Below are 14,757 nucleotides of genomic sequence, written 5' to 3' on the forward strand. Positions count from 1 at the left end.
TTTCTCAGGCATGGAAAACCTCCTGTCTTATCTGAAAATCAACTGCATTTTAGCAGAAAATAGATGAAATATCAATAGATTATGCTGTTTTTACTGTGCAATACCCTTAAATCTTATTACCTGCTTTAAGATTTGAGTTAGGATTAAGAACTGGCAAGCAAAACACCTCTCTGAGCCCGTCAGAGGCTCTCAGAGCGTCGTTTTGGTGTCGAGCAATGGATCTCTCTGTAGGTCGGATGAAAAGCGTGGCTTACAGGGCGATTTTTGGTGTCAAAGGTAGATGTTTTTTCTATGGCTAATTCTTATTATCAAAACCACCAATTCGTTAGCATTCTTTTGATAAATTACACGATAGGTTCTAAGTCTTAACCTATAAAATCCTTCCCATTCGCCTTTTAACTTTTTTATTTTTCCAGTCTTAATAAGTTCTGCTTCGTATTCATTTGATAAATTATTGGCAAATTCCTTAAGAGAGTTTAAAATGAATTTCTGGATATATACTGGCAGTTTTTTTAAGTCTTTTTTAGTTTGAGGCGCAAATTTGAGAGTATAACTCAAAGTCTAAGCTCTTTTTCTATTTCTTCTGTAGAAAGATATTTAAGGTTCTTAGTTTTAATTTCATCGATTCTTTCTTTTGCAATTTTCAAGTCCATATAATCAAAAAACATTTCAAGAGCTGAAACGACAACATTAGATTTTTTTAAACCGCTTTCTTTCGCATAATTGTTTAATTCATCCATAATTTCTTGAGGAATTGAAAAAGTTGCTTTAACTGTATTCATACCACACTCCATACTTTTTTACATAATATAACCTCAAGAGAGGCTTACGTCAACTATCCAATCGGCAAAATTCACCCGATATTCAAATCCAAATGAACACTTATAGCATATTCAATTTTCTTTGTAATATCATCTGGTAGTTTTCCAATTTCTTTTACAATTCTTGACTTATCTATTGTTCTAATTTGGTTTGCTTTTGCTTTTGAGTCTTTGTCTAAATTAGCTATACCTTTTGGTATTTTTACTTCAAAAGGATAAATTTTTTGAACATTACCTGAAGTGATAGGAACTATTGTCACCGTATCAGCGTATTGATTATTTATATCGTTCGATACGATAACAGCTGGCCTAATTTTGTTGATTTCTGCTCCTTTAGTTGGGTTTAAATTCACAAGATATACATAACCTCTTTTTATATCAATCAATACCGTCTCCTATTGTATCAATCCATTCATTTGATAATTCTTTATCTTCTTTTTTTGTAGCGATATATCCTTCTTTAAGTGCTTCAGTTAAACGTTTCTTTTCTTCCTGTTTAACATATGCCCTGATAGATTCAGCGATAAAGGCAGATTTATTTTTCACGTTTTTAAGCATATCGGCGACGTCAGCCGGAAGAGTTATATTTAATCTAACTGTATTCATATTACACCTCAATCATGTATTTATAATACAGAACATAATACAGAGTTTGGAAAAATCAATAATTATTTTTAAATTAAAAGTGTTTTTTTCGTCTGAGGCGGCAGGACGCCGTCCAGATACCTCAACAGACTATGGAATTATAAAATATGATATATTAAGTAATTCCACTGAAAATAATTTTCGGTGGAAACTACTTCGTTGTTTTTAATATTTGTTGTTTTTCATTAGAAAAAACTAAAGTAAATATAATTTTGCAAATGGATTGTGTGGTTTCCCACTCAGTAGAATACCTACTGTTATGAATGGAATCGACTATGTTGATTCAATTTTAAGATTTATTTTATTACCCAGTAATTTTTCTGTATCAGGATTATCTCTTAAAATTAAAATTATATTATCTTCAATAATTTCTTTAAATTCTTTTACATCTAAGTATTTTTTTAAAATTTCAACTTTATCCTGATTTAAAGTTACAATATATTGTTTATTATCCTTAAACATTTCTTTAACAAATCTAAACATTTCCGTCACTTGAATTTCATCAACGCCATCAAATAAGACACTATCATGAAATAAAAAACCTATATTATGATGCTCCCCTTTAAAAAATAAAGTGTTATCATAAGCAAATATTTTAGCTTTGTTAATACCATATGAAGCATCTGCATCTATTTTGGCACTTATATCGAAAAGAATTTTATTCTGGCCTTCGTTAACATTTATAGTCAATCCGCTTGATGCTTCAGGATAAAGCCTTTTTGTTATCATCCTAAAAAAGTTACTTTTTTCTTCAAAATTATTTTTTGCTTTTTCAGTATAATCATTAGCATCTTTAATAACTTTTAATAAATCTTCTCTTAATTTAAGCTCTTTCCTTCTATATTCCTCCAAAAGCTTACTATATTTTTCTAGTTTTTCTTTTTTCCTTTTTAAATTTTCTAACTTTTCTTTTACTTTAATAGCCATATCCAAAGCTTTATGTTCTCCCAAATATCGCATTTTTTCATCATAATTAGACCTAACAAATTCCAATTTTTTAGTTATTTCTACTAACTTCTTTTTTAGTTTTTCCAGCTGATTTAAAAGAACTATTTGCCTGTTTTTAATAACATTTTTATAAAAACTCTCTAATTCCTCCAATCTCTTATTTAACTTATCGGAAAAATAAATATTAACTTCTTCATACATTTTTTCTAACTTCTCTTTAGAAAAATCAGGTTTTTCTAAATTATCCAAAGCATGTTTAATTTTTTCAAGTTTTTGTTTAATCAAAAACCTTTTATTTTCTAAATCTTCAATCAATTTTGCAAACAGATCAGCTTCTTCTTTTACTTTTTCATAATCTTTTGCAATTTTATATTCTTTTAAATTTTTTTCTAAAGATGCAATTTGTTCTTCTAAATCCTTAACCTTTAGATTAACATCACCTTCAGAACTGAAAAATATTTTTTTTATATCTGGATCATTTTCTAACTGTCTCCTAAAATTATGAGTTTTATTTAATTCCTCTTTTATTTCTGCTTTTCTTGCTATCAAAAAAGGACTTATCCCAAGCAAAAAACCATTTGCTAAAAGTTTTTCGTAATCGGTATGAAAATAAGTTGGTTTATCATAATCTATATAATATTTCTTATCGTCTTTTCTAATAAAAAATGGCAAAAGAGTCCTAAATGATAAAAAAGGAACTCCATCAGGAATACTGAAAACAGTATATTTCATAACATTATTAAAATAATCAACACTAACTTTTTCACCATTAAAAACAACTTTATCTGGAGAACTGTTAGCTCTAATAACATTATATTCATCTTTCCCTATTGCAAAACTTAACATAAACTCCCAATCGGGTAATTTTTGGATAAATTCTAAGTAATTCTTTTTATCTGCTCCTAAACAATAATGAATAAGTTTTATCAAAAGAGTTTTTCCCACTCCATTATAAGTATTCTTATTGTTTATGTCCTCATTATCTGAATGTATTGCTAAAATAATATTTATCCCTTTTTTAAAAATAATTTCTCTCGAATATGATTTACTTTTCAACTGAAAAGATTTTAAGGTAAATAAGCCCATTTTTTTCCTCTACAACATCTATTGAATACAAAAAAGTAATAGCCAATAATATATTTTCAAAACTATGTTTAAAAAAATATTTATTATTCTTTAAATCCTTTTGATACTCATCCCACAGTTCATCTACAGCTTTAGGTTCTGAAAGCTTTTGTATTATATAACCACCCAATCCTAACAAAGACTGTGAAAAATTTGTATGCTTACCGGGAACAAGCATTATTCATCTATCATTTGGAGGGTCTTCAAAAACATCACAGCTTATAAAGTATTTACTCATTATCGCACAAACAGCATTCCAATATTTAGTTTCTGGTCGAGGGATAAGTTCATCTACTATTTCTTCAAACAACTTTAAACCTTGAAAATATTTTTTCTTATCTATATAAATTTGATTTATTTTACCCCTTATATGTTCAGAAGTAAAATCAGAATTATTATTCAAATACTCCTCTAACTCTTCTAATAAACAAACTCCAGCTTCTAAATATTTTTCTGCTGGTGTTCCATTTAACCCATTAAATATCAACTTATCATCCCAGTCAGGTGCTTTTATATTTTCTTTCTGAGAACTATTATATTTCATCAAATGGTTTACTACTTCATGTAATATTTCAAACTCCAAATTACTAATGTCTTCTAATTTTGGAATATATCCTAAAATACTAAATATTTGATCATCTTCCAATTCGTATAAATAATGTTCTAAGTCTTTACACACAATAACTCCACTATCATTTAAAAAGTAAGTACTTCTTATATCATCTAAAATTTCTAATAACTGTGGGGGAGCCCCTATATATTTATCATTAAAAACAAAAAAATATTCTTCAACTTCCCAATTTTTTATCAACTCTTCAAAATCATTCTTTGCTTTTCTTACTGCTTCACAAAACTTATTCTCAGGATCCAGCGGAGCATAAACTTGGTAATATCTTTTTTTTAGCGGTATATATCCATCATTCTTTCTATCTCCATCTTGTCCCCAAGGTCTTACTTGCAGAAAATTTTTCTCTCTGTATTGCATAATCTCAGTAAATATATTCTCAAATGATTGACCATTAGCTTCCAGCATCTTTTTTTTAAATATAATCCTTATAATAAATTTCTCTTCACTATTCATTCGAAAATCTTAACTATTTTTTTAGATAATTAAATTTATCATAAAAACTTTAATTTTGCAATAGAGCTTCTTGTAGTTAGATTTTCATAATTTTTGTTTATATGTTTTCTTTTCCCCTATCAATTATAACTATGCGACTTTTATAATTATTTTTCAATATACAATTTATTGAAAATTCTTGCTGACTATATGGAAAATAAGCGACAAAAAAAAATCGTTCTGGCCCACGCCAGTATGCTGTATCCACCCTTTAAAATATGATAAAATCCAAAGTAAAATCTTTCAAACTCTCAGGATCAACAGCTACTCCGAGTTTTCCGTCAGTTGTTTTATAAGCCTTGTATTTTATTTTAGTTTCCATATACTTACGATTATCTGAGATTTTTACGCTGGCAGAACAAATAACTGTTTTTGTATCTTTGTTAAGTTGCTCTATGACAATGTCCTTGTATTCAAAGTTTAAGTTATCTAATTTGTCTTTAAAACATTTATACATATTCGTTTGATTATCGTTTTGGTTGATTTCCGTTAGCTTTTTAATTGTATCAAGAGTAATTATGCTTGAACCGGAACTCATGACAGAAAGAGATAATGCCGGTAGGAGAAAGTCTTTTTTAGAAACACATTCATTTTTATAGAAATTAAGCACAGCGACTTTTTTCAGGATATTGGAAACAAGACCAAGAATTGAACTATCGTCGCATTTAGGCATTGAGGAGCAAGAGATAAGAAGAAAACCCAGTAAAGGTATAAGTATAAACTTTTTCATGATACTCTCCCCTTCTCCTTATTTTGTTTACCTTGCGCAATACAAGTCAGCAGTAACAAAGAAAACTACCATATCGTCAGTAACTTTAAAATCAAATCTTAAATTTGAAACGCCATAATAGATAACTCCATCATAGTTCTGTTTTTCACATTTTCTTTTAGCTTCATCTAATAAAGCTTGCATACTATCTGAATAGCTATCCAGTAAAAAATTATGAATTTTTATATTGTTATTTGCCAAGTATAGTTACCTGCAAACCCCGAATAGGAATTGGGAAAAGTTGCAAGAATTTTTGTATTTGGATAATAATCCATCACATTTCCATTAAGAACTCCACCTGATAACAACAATGCCTTTTTTGTCCCATTTTTTTCACTCTTATTTTCTGCATATGATGTCAAAGAAAGCAGGAAGAGAATAATTGAAAAAATAATTAGTTTTTTCATATTCACCCCCATAAACTTTAAAGTATTTAGTTTTCAAAAAGGCAAATCATCTTCACCAAAAATAATCTTATAGTTTTTGCCGATTTCAAACTCTTGGATAGGCGAATAACATTCACAACCATATAGTTGTTCATTTCCGTTGTATTGGACAACAACAGTATCAATAAGCCCGAGATTTAGCAGTCTCATGGATATGGCTAAAGGGGAGCAATTATTGTAAATATCATACAGGTGATATAGATTAAAGCCATATGCTTTAGCCTGCTCCGTAAATTCATCTGCCGGCATTAAAAACTCAGCGGCGGCCCAATTAAAATCTTTTTCAACAAAGCCAATATATTTTCTATTCAATGCATCTTCAAATATTTCATGAGCAAGAGTGAATGTTTTTCTGTAGTAATTTGTATCGTGCAGATAAATAACTTTGCTAAAAGGTAAAGTGCATCCTTCAAATTCAGGGATGTCGTGTTTTTTATTAGAAGTTATTTTATATCCCAAACATTCGGCAAGACTGTAAGGGTCGTAAGGAGGGAACGGTATATTAGAAATTTCTCTAAAACGCTCTACGATATTAGAAATTATTTTTTCTTTTACTTTACAATCTGTAATAATCTTTCGACTTGTTGTTAAACTTGCAGATTGAATAAAAGACATATATCCCCCACTATAAAGATTTGTAATTTATTTTCTGCCGTTAATTTCCTCTTCAATTTCATCAAGAAGAATATCAACCATATCTCTGGGGCGATAACTTTCGGAATCTATAACAAAGTCTCCAGAACGAATAAGGTCTAATAGTTGGAGATAACCTTTTTTAGTGATGTGTTTTCCTCTGAATTTAGCTCCAATAAGAGCCTCAAGTTCTTTTATAGTAACGTTATATTTAGGATCACGATAAATTTCCATGATAGCATCGAGAGCTTCTTTTTCAGGCAGTCCTCTTAAAAGAGTGAGAGGTGAAATTTTGAGAGCTTTGGCGATTTGTTCTATTTTTTTAAAAGAAATACCTGAATAACCGGATTCTATGTTATTAATATAGCTTTTAGAAACACCAAGTTTTTTAGCTAAATCCTCACTTGTATATCCAAAAACACTTTTACGCCAAAATTGTATAGTTTTACCTATTAGTTTTTCAATTTTTTTCTCATCGTGACTCATATCTTAATAATAAACAAATAAATCACGCAATCAAGTGATTAGTTAATCATATTTAACATAATATATCACTTGACAAATGGTTAAAATGTCTTAAATTACATATAAAAAAGGAGGTGTTTATGGTAACAAATTTTACACTTGATAGAAAAACCTCAAAATTAATTAATATTCTTCATAAAAAAAGTCTTATACCAAAATCTAAACTTATTAGAATCTTCGTTCTTACATCATTAAATCCCAGTAAAGAATTACCTCAAACAATTAAAATGCTTCGTGAAGATGAAGAAATCAAAAAACTTGTTTTAAGTGAATAAAAATGAGAAGAATCGAGAGATTAGTAGGCAAAACCATTCAGTTTTGGCGAAAGAATATTTTTGGGTTAACAGGTGAGGAATTTGCTGAAAAATTAGGTGTCTCAAAAGGATATATATCAAAAGTTGAGTCAGGCTATACGGGAATATCTTTAAGTAAGATCGAGCAAATCGCAAAAATATTAAAAATTTCTCCATTAACGATTCTGTCTGGCTTACCTGTTAAAGAATCTCTCGACGCCATTTTAAGAATATATCGCAATCCCAAGTATGAAGTTACCATTAAAGAGCTTGAAACACTTGTCAATATCAGGTTTAGAGACAAAGTAATCAAGGAAGAACATTACTTACAAATACTGAAAATGCTCCGTTCTTCTAATTCTAATCTTAACTCTTACCGTCCTAAAAATGAAATAGATATTTTGCTTTTAGATATCGAAGAGGAGGTAAATCAATGAAGAGTAACAGCAATAATACGTACAAAAACATTTTTTTGCAAATGGCGTCACTAAATCTTGAGGGCAATATTATACCTCATTCATGGTATGAAGCAATTACGTTCGATAACGGAAAACCTCATTTACCAGCGATTATAATTCTGTCTGATATAGTCTATTGGTATAAACCAGAACCAGTTAAAGACGAAACAACCGGAAAGTTTTTAGGATACAGAAAAAAAATCAAAGAAGATTTACTTCAAAGAAGCTACAAATCATTTGAAAATCAATTCGGTTTTTCGAAAAAACAAATAAAAACCGCATTGATTAAACTAGAGGAATTAGGATTAACCAAGAGAATATTTCGTAACATTGAAATAGATAATGGTTCAAAACTAACAAACGTAATGTATATACAAATATTTCCTGAAAAAATAAAAAAGCTAACTTATGGTCATTCGTCAGAAATAATATCAAGCTCTACCAGATCAAATGAGAAGCACACCTATGGACATACAGGGACAGAGGTATGCACTTCGGAAAATCCTGAAAAATCAAGGCAGGGACACACCTATGGACATACAGGTACAGAGGTATGCACTTCTATGTCCAGAGGGTATGGACATACAGGGACAGAGGGTATGGACATAGAGGGACATACAAATACAGAGAATACAATTACGGAGATTTCAATTACAGAAAATAATAATTCTTTAAATACTACTGCACCGAACGATAACGGATCGTTCTGTGCTGACGGAAAGAGAGAGGAAGGTCAAACTTCAACTAATAATCAACAACAAGAAAAAACTCAAAAAACAAACCAACCTGAAACACCCTCTTTAGAAATTCAAAACGATACTAAAAACGTAGACAGGGATACAACGGTAAACGAGTCTGATAGCGTAGACTGCAAGATAGAAAGGAAGAGTTCCGCCCGTGCCGCTGCCGGCGATGGATTAGTTGCGAGCGAGCCCACCGACCCGCCCGCTGGTGATAAGCATCGAAAGACTGGGACTGGTCTGGGATATAAAAGTATAGCCAATAAAAAGCCAAAAATCAACTTTAATTTTGAGACTGAGGAATGGGAAAACATAACGGAGTCGCATATATCAGACTGGAGCGAGGCGTTCCCTGCGTGTGATATTAAGGTTGAATTGAAACGTATGAGACTATGGTTGCTTGCTAATCCTCGCAAACGGAAAAAGAACTACGAGAAATTTATCCTTAACTGGTTATCAAAACAACAGGACAGGGGCGGAACAAAAACATCAGAATCAGATACCAGCGAGAAAAAGGTTAAATACATAATTAGACCTTATAGCGCTTAGGAGGTATGACGATGAAATATTTTGAATTCGATTACTCAACCATGCAAGAATATGTAATCAATAGTTTGCTTATTAATAATGAATTTTTATACTTAGCGGATTTAAAAAAAGAGTATTTTACCGGTAAGTATCATAGACTTGCATCATTAATCATAGAAAAAATTAAATCTGGAGAAAATGTTAGCCTTTCTTCAGTAACACCATTAATCATTAAATTAAAGCTAGAAAACGTAATTGACAACGTAAACGGGGCATTTAGTGAAAACGAGTATATTTCAGCAGTTGAGTCTTTAAGAGCGTTCTATCAGCTAAAAAGCGTCAAAAATCTTTTAGAAAAATACATTACCCATATCGACAGACAGTTAGTTCCCGAAATGGATTTAGTGTCAGACTTAATTTTGAAGCTTGAAAATATGCAGGAACAGGAAACAAAGCAGTTAGTAGTTGATATTAAGGAAATTGAAGATGAAATAGAGACGGCATTGCAGGAGCTTATAGACAATGAAACAAAGATTGGTGTTCAGACCGGTTTAGAAAATTTTGACAGAGTTGTTGGCGGTTTAAAGAACGGGTTTATTTACGGTATAGCAGGCCGAACACATATGGGAAAAACAGAATTTGGGTTAGAATTGGCTTTAAGGGCATTAGAGCAAGGAAAAAAGATTTTGTATTTTAATTTTGAACAGCAGGGTAAAGATATTGCAAAGCTCCTATCAATTAAAAAAGCCGGTTTTTCATATACGGAAATCGATAATGACAATTTAGATATTTTTAAGATTTTTGATGCGAAAGATTGGCTTGTAAGTCAGGATTTTATTTTAGCCAAAAAAGTATGCACTGATTTTGATATTGTATCGACAGTAAAAAAGCTAAAAATGCAAGAGAAAGTAGATATAGTTTTTATTGACTATCTTGGGCTTATATCTCTTAGCAACTACCCGTCTTACATGACAAGGCATGAAAAAATGGCTGAAGTTTCAAAAAATCTTAAGAAGTTGGCTGTAGAAGTAAATATTCCTATCGTCGTAATGATACAAATAAACAGAGAAGTTGAAAAACTAAAAGACAAACGTCCGTTGATGTCGCATTTAAGGGATAGCGGACAAATTGAGCAGGATCTAGACTGTATTATGCTCCTATACCGTCCAAATTACTACGACAAAAGTTTACCTGATTTTTTAGAAGTAAATGTTGCAAAAAACAGAGTGACTCACAGAACCGGCAAGATATTTTTTACGCTCGAATACGGCCGATTAGAACCTGCTAACGTAGCAATTGAAGCATGAGGTGGGCTGTGAATTTTTGGCAGAATGAACGGATGAACACTTTTCAAAAAGCTATTCACTGGATAGGAGAAAGATACGATTGGACTGACAATGAAGAAGCGGAAAGGGAGCTTTTTAAGAGGTTAAACAAAATAGACATGCTTATCTTAAACGAGGCAGATATTGAAAGAATTAAAAACGAATGCAGGAAATTATGCTTATTCGTCAGAAGAAATTTTAACAAAAAAGGAGTACAGAATGGCAACAAACAAGTTTATTAAACAGGTTAACAATTCAAAACTTGAATTTGCCGATAGGCAAATCAAAAGCTGGTATGATGTTTTCAAAAAAGATTATGAGCCTTTTGTTGTGTGTTGTGAATGGATATCTGACACATCAATAAACATCGGCTCAATAATAGGCACAAAACATCCCGATTACATAGGTTTGACATGGAGAGAATTTATAAAAGTTGGAAAAAGAATGCCGTTAAACATACAACTATATGAGCAGAATCCCGATTATTACTATAATGTCGATAAAAAACTTCCAGAAATATCATATATTTCAATAGACAAGACTAATTACTACGTTGATGCCGATGGTAATCATAGAACAGCCATAGCAAAATTTATTTTTGAAAACAGTCGATTATTTCAGGGTGTATCAATAACAAATCTTAAGATCGATTATGATTTTTATAAGTTTTATAGAAGTTTTATTCAAACGATTAAAACCAAAAATCTACCTTTACATGTAGATGTAAATTCAAAGCACGTTGTTCGTGAAGATGGTTCTGGTTGGTGTAGAGATTATTTTGAAACGGAATTTTCTGTAGTCAATTATAGAAACAATACTCATGCGAATTACAGTAAAACTGAATTTGGAATGTTAGTCAGTTATTTTGCGAGAACCAACAGGCTTATTCGATTTTTCAAAGTTCCCGAAAAGTTTGCTGTATTAAGAGGGATTTAAGAATGCAAGAAACCTATAAAAAACTTGAAATATATCACAGGTTAATGGCTTGGTTAAGGGAAAGGTTTATTTATCCCGAAGGAGCTATTTATGATGAATTCAGACATAGAATGCAGAAACTTGGCGAGTTGCTTGCCGATTATGACGTCAGTATTGAGCGGTTTGTTCAAGAAGCAAGAAAGATTTGTGCTTTTGCAAACAAGCATTTTTCAAGGATCAAAATAGGAGGATATTATGCAGGGGACAGCGCTACAAACTGTAGAAAATAAGCAGAATGCTCAAAATCAATTAAGCTTAAATAAGCCGTTATTAACTCCTCAGGATATTGTACATCAGGTAAATTTAATTCAGGAAGTCATGAAAACAGTCATGAAAGAAGGCGAACATTACGGAATTATACCGGGAACTAAGAAACCGACTTTGTATAAAGCTGGAGCTGAGAAGCTACTAATCACGTTCAGGCTTGATCCTGAATATGAGGTAATTTCATCTGTTCATGAAAAAGACTTTGTTTCCTATACAGTCAAGTGCACTCTTTATCATATTAACACGGGTAATAGAGTATCTTCAGGGTTGGGTAGTTGCAACAGTAGAGAAAAGAAATACAGGAAGCAGAACCCATACGATATAGATAACACTATCCTGAAAATGGCTTCGAAAAGGGCTTTGATTGCGGCTGTGTTAAATGGAACTGCGGCATCTGATATTTTCACGCAGGACGTAGAGGATTTATCAGGAATGTTAGAGAATGACGTTATAGTTCAGAAAATAAATAAACAAGTAAAGACAGAGAAATCGAAGGTTAGTTATAAATTTTTACTTGGAGAGTTGCTAGTCAAAAAATATGGAATCGATATCAAGAAGGAGAAAGATAGAGCTGTAGAATTTATCTATCAGAGAACCGGCAAAAAGTCTTTAACGGAAGAGGAAGCCAAACAGTTATATGAGAAGTTAAAGATGGAAAACGAAGTTATTTTTAAAGAGGAAGAAGAGGACGATATTCCTTTTTAAAAATAAAGTTAGGAGGCAGATATGATCATTCAGGCAAAAGATAAAAAATTAAAAATAAACGCAAAAAAACACACAGGGTGCAAAAACTTCACATGTCAGGAATGCGGGCTTGAATTTGAATATATGGAAGTGGTAACAAATAGGTTTTTTTGTCCAGTTTGCGGCGCATATATGGACATTTGTACTGGTTGTGGCCAGTGCGGAAGATGGAATTAAGGGAGGTGCTAATGAGTGTAAGGGAAAAGGTAATCTCTGAGAAAAAACAGGGGCTTGGCATTCTTTTATGTCAAGCAGTCGATTTGCTCAATAAAGAGCAATATGAGAACGCAATAATAACATTGGAGCAAGCTATTAAAAAAGTGAGAGACATAAAAATCTTGAAGCAAAACAACAACAAAAAGGAGGTTTGTCATGCTTAGCACAGTTGGAGCATTATGGAAAAAAGATTACAAAGGTGAGGATGGCAAGAAACATGCTTTTCTTACTGGTGAAGTAAATCTTGGCATTCTTGGTCGCAAAAGGATATCAGCGTTTAAAAATGAAAAGAAGGAAAAAGATACACATCCAGATTGGCGTATTGTTATGTCTGAAGAGGTGGCTAGTGATGATGGGAAGAAGGAATACAAGCAGAATACTTGTGGAGCTCTTTGGTTAAAGGAGTATACGGATAAGGATGGTAATAATAAGAAATATTTTTCAGGTGTTATTCAAATTGGATTAATGGAGCATAATATTGCAATATTTGCCAACGAGAACAAAAAAGAAGAAAAACATCCCGATTATCGAATTGTTTTCAGTAGGCCTGATAGAATGACGCCAGATCAGGATATAGAGAATGACGGTTTTGATGAAGATGATCTACCATTTTAGAGGGGTTATTCCCCTCTATTTTTAGCGGGAGGTAATTAATGCAGGACGTTAAATGGATTAATTACGGAGGTGATTTAATATGCGATATGAAAATGGCGTCAAAAATCTTAATGTTAAAAGAAAGAACTATCTACAATCTAATATCGAAGGGAGAGTTAAGAGTTTTAAAAATAGGGAAAAGGAATTTTTTCACCAAAGAGGAAATAGAAAAGTATCAGAGGCAGAGAGTTATATTGAAGTGAGATATTTAAATTCTGTGCTTGATATAATTGTTAAGGCAAAAGATATTGAGTTTTGGAAACTTGTAGAATTGCTTAAAAAGAAACTGCCTGATGCCGATAGTGTTTTAAATAAAGACTTGAAAATTCAAGGTAAATTTCCTTATCAGATAGGCATTTGGATTGCGAAAAGATATTATAAACTTGCAAGCAGTATAAGCGTATTTGATCCTGTTACTAAAGATTATGTTCGTATTTTTTAGTAAACAAAGTGAAATAAAGTGAAAAAAAGTGAAATATGTCCCTGAGTGCAAAATAAGGAGGAAGATTTTATGAAAGTTTTAATGATTAGTATAAGCCAATTAAAACCTCACGAAAAAAATAAAGAATTTTTTGAGGATGTTGTTGGATACGATTTCGAAGAATTGAAGAGAAGCATTATTGAAAACGGTCTTATAGAGCCTTTGGTTGTTACACCAGATACAAATGGATATTATAAAATAATTTGCGGTAATCAGAGATATAAAGCCTGTAAAGAACTTAATATAGAAGAACTTCCTTGTATCGTTAAAAAATTTGAAAATAAAAACGAAGAAATTAAAACATTAATTGAAGATAATCTTATCCGAAGACATTTAACACCCTATCAGAGAGCCAAGTTAATGAATGAACTGTATAAACTTTCTGACAAAAAAACAAAAACTGAAAAGATACAAGAACTGTGCGAAAAAACGGAATATAAAACAAGGCAAATAAACAAGTATTTAAAAATCGCTAATAACTTAATCCCTGAATTTGCGGCAATGCTTGATAAAGGGGAAATAAATATAAATACCGCAAACGAACTTGCCACTCATTCAAAAGAAGTCCAATACGAAATATACAATGTAGTTAAAGAAAAAGCCTCTAATGATGTAAAAGAAACTATAAACACTCAGTTACAAAAAATAAAACAATTGCTAAATGAAAATAAAAAGAAGGACGAAAAAATCAAAAAAATAGAAAGGGAATATCTTGAATTTAAAAACAACGTAAAAATTAAAGGGCTTGAACCTGAAACCATCAAACGAGACGCAGAAATCGTTAGAGACATAATAGCAATTAACTATCATATTTTAAACCTGATAAAAAAATGCGCAAGATACTCGATAGATATGAAAAAAATGGGTTTTGCTGATGAAAATATAGAAATAGACACAACCTTATTCAGTTCTGTTAAACCCCCAGTCGTTCCGATTTTTAGGGTAGATTTAAAGAACGTTGCTGATTATATTGAATTGAGTGAAGACGAAAAAAAATACGAGGAAGTTATACAAGAGCATGTGTTGAAGTTTTTGGAGTAGAAT

The 14,757-nt window shown here is 31.5% G+C and carries 26 protein-coding genes; 14 read left to right on the forward strand and 12 right to left on the reverse strand.

Annotated elements, in window-relative coordinates; all coding sequences use genetic code 11:
• Nucleotides 1-270: 270 nt before the first annotated feature.
• The 12 genes from OWK30_RS09065 to OWK30_RS09120 all read right to left on the reverse strand — a co-directional run bounded on the left by OWK30_RS09065 (nt 271) and on the right by OWK30_RS09120 (nt 6,993).
• Complete coding sequence (locus OWK30_RS09065; protein WP_423325742.1) at nt 271-558, reverse strand: type II toxin-antitoxin system RelE family toxin; 288 nt, start codon at nt 556-558, stop codon at nt 271-273.
• Nucleotides 555-782 carry a hypothetical protein gene (locus OWK30_RS09070; protein ID WP_423325744.1) on the reverse strand — a complete coding sequence of 76 codons (228 nt, stop codon included), beginning with the start codon at nt 780-782 and terminating at the stop codon, nt 555-557. The genes OWK30_RS09065 and OWK30_RS09070 overlap by 4 nt, the downstream gene beginning before the upstream one ends.
• Before the next feature lie 71 nt (nt 783-853).
• Nucleotides 854-1,207, reverse strand: coding sequence for a type II toxin-antitoxin system PemK/MazF family toxin (locus OWK30_RS09075; protein ID WP_423325746.1), 354 nt, complete (start codon nt 1,205-1,207; stop codon nt 854-856).
• A complete protein-coding gene (locus tag OWK30_RS09080) occupies nt 1,200-1,427 on the reverse strand; it encodes a hypothetical protein (RefSeq protein ID WP_149266883.1) in 228 nt (75 codons plus the stop codon). Before OWK30_RS09080 ends, OWK30_RS09075 begins: the two co-directional genes overlap by 8 nt.
• Before the next feature lie 312 nt (nt 1,428-1,739).
• Complete coding sequence (locus OWK30_RS09085) at nt 1,740-3,500, reverse strand: DUF2326 domain-containing protein (protein ID WP_423325749.1); 1,761 nt, start codon at nt 3,498-3,500, stop codon at nt 1,740-1,742.
• Nucleotides 3,460-3,717: an ABC-three component system middle component 6 gene (locus OWK30_RS09090; protein WP_423325751.1), complete on the reverse strand. Its 258-nt coding sequence runs from the start codon at nt 3,715-3,717 to the stop codon at nt 3,460-3,462. The genes OWK30_RS09085 and OWK30_RS09090 overlap by 41 nt, the downstream gene beginning before the upstream one ends.
• 3 nt (nt 3,718-3,720) lie before the next feature.
• On the reverse strand, nt 3,721-4,620 hold the full coding sequence (locus OWK30_RS09095) for an ABC-three component system protein (protein WP_423325753.1): 900 nt from the start codon (nt 4,618-4,620) through the stop codon (nt 3,721-3,723).
• A gap of 250 nt (nt 4,621-4,870) precedes the next feature.
• On the reverse strand, nt 4,871-5,389 hold the full coding sequence (locus OWK30_RS09100) for a hypothetical protein (RefSeq protein ID WP_423325755.1): 519 nt from the start codon (nt 5,387-5,389) through the stop codon (nt 4,871-4,873).
• 27 nt (nt 5,390-5,416) lie between these two features.
• Nucleotides 5,417-5,572 (reverse strand): hypothetical protein, encoded by a 156-nt coding sequence (locus tag OWK30_RS09105; RefSeq protein ID WP_423325757.1) that lies wholly within the window; start codon nt 5,570-5,572, stop codon nt 5,417-5,419.
• Between the two features lie 38 nt (nt 5,573-5,610).
• On the reverse strand, nt 5,611-5,835 hold the full coding sequence (locus OWK30_RS09110) for a hypothetical protein (RefSeq protein ID WP_423325759.1): 225 nt from the start codon (nt 5,833-5,835) through the stop codon (nt 5,611-5,613).
• Nucleotides 5,836-5,868: 33 nt separating this feature from the next.
• Nucleotides 5,869-6,489 (reverse strand): ImmA/IrrE family metallo-endopeptidase, encoded by a 621-nt coding sequence (locus OWK30_RS09115; RefSeq protein ID WP_423325761.1) that lies wholly within the window; start codon nt 6,487-6,489, stop codon nt 5,869-5,871.
• 27 nt (nt 6,490-6,516) lie between these two features.
• Nucleotides 6,517-6,993 (reverse strand): helix-turn-helix domain-containing protein, encoded by a 477-nt coding sequence (locus OWK30_RS09120; protein ID WP_423325763.1) that lies wholly within the window; start codon nt 6,991-6,993, stop codon nt 6,517-6,519.
• 119 nt (nt 6,994-7,112) lie between these two features.
• On the opposite strand from OWK30_RS09120, the gene OWK30_RS09125 reads away from it, so the two are divergent.
• The 14 genes from OWK30_RS09125 to OWK30_RS09190 all read left to right on the forward strand — a co-directional run bounded on the left by OWK30_RS09125 (nt 7,113) and on the right by OWK30_RS09190 (nt 14,754).
• A complete protein-coding gene (locus OWK30_RS09125; protein WP_423325765.1) occupies nt 7,113-7,307 on the forward strand; it encodes a hypothetical protein in 195 nt (64 codons plus the stop codon).
• Nucleotides 7,308-7,309: 2 nt separating this feature from the next.
• Nucleotides 7,310-7,762, forward strand: a complete 453-nt coding sequence (locus OWK30_RS09130) for a helix-turn-helix domain-containing protein (protein WP_423325767.1) — start codon at nt 7,310-7,312, stop codon at nt 7,760-7,762.
• Nucleotides 7,759-9,072, forward strand: coding sequence for a hypothetical protein (locus OWK30_RS09135; protein ID WP_423325769.1), 1,314 nt, complete (start codon nt 7,759-7,761; stop codon nt 9,070-9,072). Before OWK30_RS09130 ends, OWK30_RS09135 begins: the two co-directional genes overlap by 4 nt.
• A gap of 11 nt (nt 9,073-9,083) precedes the next feature.
• Nucleotides 9,084-10,358, forward strand: a complete 1,275-nt coding sequence (locus OWK30_RS09140) for a DnaB-like helicase C-terminal domain-containing protein (protein ID WP_423325770.1) — start codon at nt 9,084-9,086, stop codon at nt 10,356-10,358.
• An 8-nt stretch (nt 10,359-10,366) separates the two neighbouring features.
• The gene (locus OWK30_RS09145) at nt 10,367-10,618 is read left to right on the forward strand and encodes a hypothetical protein (RefSeq protein ID WP_423325772.1); all 252 of its coding nucleotides are present in this window, start codon (nt 10,367-10,369) and stop codon (nt 10,616-10,618) included.
• Nucleotides 10,596-11,312: a hypothetical protein gene (locus tag OWK30_RS09150; protein ID WP_423325774.1), complete on the forward strand. Its 717-nt coding sequence runs from the start codon at nt 10,596-10,598 to the stop codon at nt 11,310-11,312. Before OWK30_RS09145 ends, OWK30_RS09150 begins: the two co-directional genes overlap by 23 nt.
• A gap of 2 nt (nt 11,313-11,314) precedes the next feature.
• Nucleotides 11,315-11,581, forward strand: a complete 267-nt coding sequence (locus OWK30_RS09155; protein WP_423325776.1) for a hypothetical protein — start codon at nt 11,315-11,317, stop codon at nt 11,579-11,581.
• Nucleotides 11,547-12,323 carry a hypothetical protein gene (locus OWK30_RS09160; RefSeq protein ID WP_423325778.1) on the forward strand — a complete coding sequence of 259 codons (777 nt, stop codon included), beginning with the start codon at nt 11,547-11,549 and terminating at the stop codon, nt 12,321-12,323. The genes OWK30_RS09155 and OWK30_RS09160 overlap by 35 nt, the downstream gene beginning before the upstream one ends.
• A gap of 21 nt (nt 12,324-12,344) precedes the next feature.
• Nucleotides 12,345-12,539, forward strand: a complete 195-nt coding sequence (locus OWK30_RS09165; protein WP_423325780.1) for a hypothetical protein — start codon at nt 12,345-12,347, stop codon at nt 12,537-12,539.
• 11 nt (nt 12,540-12,550) lie between these two features.
• Complete coding sequence (locus OWK30_RS09170; protein ID WP_423325782.1) at nt 12,551-12,742, forward strand: hypothetical protein; 192 nt, start codon at nt 12,551-12,553, stop codon at nt 12,740-12,742.
• Entirely contained in the window at nt 12,735-13,193 is a 459-nt protein-coding gene (locus OWK30_RS09175; RefSeq protein WP_423325784.1) for a hypothetical protein, read from the forward strand. The genes OWK30_RS09170 and OWK30_RS09175 overlap by 8 nt, the downstream gene beginning before the upstream one ends.
• Nucleotides 13,194-13,303: 110 nt before the next feature.
• On the forward strand, nt 13,304-13,435 hold the full coding sequence (locus OWK30_RS09180) for a helix-turn-helix domain-containing protein (protein ID WP_423325900.1): 132 nt from the start codon (nt 13,304-13,306) through the stop codon (nt 13,433-13,435).
• Complete coding sequence (locus OWK30_RS09185) at nt 13,432-13,674, forward strand: hypothetical protein (RefSeq protein WP_423325786.1); 243 nt, start codon at nt 13,432-13,434, stop codon at nt 13,672-13,674. The genes OWK30_RS09180 and OWK30_RS09185 overlap by 4 nt, the downstream gene beginning before the upstream one ends.
• A gap of 69 nt (nt 13,675-13,743) precedes the next feature.
• A complete protein-coding gene (locus OWK30_RS09190) occupies nt 13,744-14,754 on the forward strand; it encodes a ParB/RepB/Spo0J family partition protein (RefSeq protein WP_423325788.1) in 1,011 nt (336 codons plus the stop codon).
• Nucleotides 14,755-14,757 lie beyond the last annotated feature (3 nt).

The organism is Deferribacter abyssi, from assembly GCF_049472655.1.
Taxonomy (GTDB): Bacteria; Chrysiogenota; Deferribacteres; order Deferribacterales; family Deferribacteraceae; genus Deferribacter; species Deferribacter abyssi.